At 70.4% G+C, this 2,358-nt stretch carries 1 protein-coding gene; it reads left to right on the top strand.

Annotated features, from left to right (window positions below; translation table 11 throughout):
- Nucleotides 1-2,358: lonely Cys domain-containing protein (locus IG02_RS37360; RefSeq protein WP_158712456.1), on the top strand; the 2,358-nt coding region annotated here is incomplete at both ends.

Here is a 2,358-nt window from a genome sequence, read left to right as displayed (position 1 = left end):
GACGCGTATGTCGTCTGGGCCGAGGGTGAGAACGGGCGGGTGCGGCTGCCGGACGGCCGGGTGCTGGGCGCCGAGGGGATCGCTGACGCGTTGGCGGCGGACCCCGAGTTGGCGAAGCTGCCGAAGGACGTGCCGGTGGTGCTGGTGGTGCCGGACGCGGGGGACCAGCGGCAGGTCATATTGCTGGCGGTGGAGGAGCGGACGGGCCGGAAGGCATGGGGCCCCAGTGGCCGGGCCCGTCTGGTGGCCGACTCGGAGGCGGGCGGGCACCGTCCGGTGATCATCGATCCCGATGCGAAGCTGCCGGTCGCGCGCTGGGTGCCGTTCGAGACGCCGGCGAGGAGGGTGGCGTACGAGGACCGTGAGTGGACGGCGTTGGACGGGACGACGTTCCGCGACAGTGACGTGTTCACCCGGCCGCTGGTGGATGAGGGCCATGAGCGGTTCGGTCAGATCTCGGTGCAGACCGGGGACAATCTGCGCGGGCGTGAGCGTCAGTTGAAGGCGTTCCGTGCGATGCGGCGGATCGTGCACAAGACGCCGGCCGGCAGCGGTCACCAGGCGGTGGGTTCCGAGGAGGTGACCCCGGATCCGGCGGTCTATGTCTTCGCGGCTCATGGGAAGCCGGGGCGGCTGCAACTCGCGCTGCGTGACGGCCGGACGGTGTGGCTGGGGAAGCGGGATGCCGCGCGGTATATCGCGGGGCTGCGTGAGATGCGGGAGCTGCCGCCGGGACACCGGCCTCACCTGGAGGTCTGCTGGGGTGCGACGGACGGTGACCCCTACCAGCAGCAGCTTTCGCACAACCCGTCGCCGCATATCGATGATCCGCTGGACGATGTTCCGCTCGGTCAGCACTTCTCCAACGAGATGCGGAGTGAGACGACATCGGTCACCAGGCCGACGGGTGTGGACAACCACAACCGTGTGGTGATCGACGCGCCGGGCGAGGCGGGGCGTGTGGTGAACCACCGTCCTGAGCCGTTGGATCACGAGCTGGACCAGTTGGCGCGGGACGCGGGGTTGCATCGTGGTCCGGGTGCGGTGTCGGCGGAGACGCGGAAGACGATGCTGCGGCTGGTGCGGGCGTTGCGGTCGGTGTTCGGTAATGAGATCGAGGATCACCGTGGGCCGGGTGGCCGGTATGAGCGGGTGTTCAACGGCATCGTGGCGCTGGAGCGGATGCGGGCGAACGATACGTCGATCAGCGGGTTCACCCCGGTCCGGCTGGACATGCTGGCGTTCTTCGTCCAGGAGCACAGCGGTCGGGCTCCGGACCTGGCCGGATATGTGGCGCTGCTCGACTTCGCGGCGGCCCGGATCACGGCCGATCCGGACGCGAAGCTGACGGAGGCGGTGCCCGCGCCGGCTGTTCAGAACACCTTCGCCCTGCTGGCGAACAGTGGTGAGCAGGTCACCCGTTATGTGCAGTCGCTGCCTGCCCCCGCGGCGTTCACTCCCCGGCACATGGCGTCCACGCTCTGGGCCGTGGCCCGTGCCGCCCAGATCTTCGGGTCGATGACGCCTGAGGGGCGGGAGGCGATGGGCCGCCGGGTCCTTCACCTGGACGCCACCGTCGCGTGGGGCCGGCAGCAGCAGGAAGCGTTGTGGGCGGTGACGGCCAAGGCGATCGCGGAGGGGGTGGATGTCTCCGACCTCGATCTGCTGGCCGCGTATCAGCTGAGGGAGAGCGGTGCCTTCGGTCCGGCGGCGCTGCTGCGGCAGGGGCCGAACGTCCAGGGGGTGAACTGGTCCGGCATCGCCGCGCCAGCCGGGATCAACTGGACCAGCCTGAAGTACGGGCCCGACGGGACTCCGACGCAGCCGGACTGGGTCGGCCCGCGCAAGCCGATGCCGATGCTGAACGTGGTGGAGGTCGACCGGGCCGGGAACATCGTGCTGCACCTGCCCGGCCGCGGCCCGCTCCCCGTCTCCGAGAACGAGTTCCTGGCCCTGCTCGGACTGGATCCCGCGTACCGCACGACGTCCCTGGGCAATCCGGTGCTGTTCCTGACCACCGGGCCCGGGGCTTTGAGCCCGGAGCTGGTGGAGCGGTTCTCCCAGCGCACCGGCCGTCCCGCCTTCGCCTACAGCGCACCGATGATGCTGACCAGCGCCGCCCCCTCCATCCCCCTCGGCATCCTCGCCCGCCTCGACCCGGCCACCCAGGCCCCGGCCCGGTGGACCGCGGCCACCCGGCAGCCCACCATCCCCGGAGCCTCCGACACCGATGACGGCCTGATCGTCTTCGCCCCCACACCCGCCTCGTCGGCGCAGTTGCCGGATGTCGGGGGGTTGCGGATTGGTGAGGCGGGTGGTTCTTCGTCGGGTGCTTCGTGGTCGGCGGAGTCGTTGATG

It is taken from the genome of Streptomyces sp. NRRL F-5135, from assembly GCF_000719775.1.
Classification (GTDB): Bacteria; Actinomycetota; Actinomycetes; order Streptomycetales; family Streptomycetaceae; genus Streptomyces; species Streptomyces hebeiensis.
This window is presented reverse-complemented; position numbering and strand designations above follow the sequence as displayed.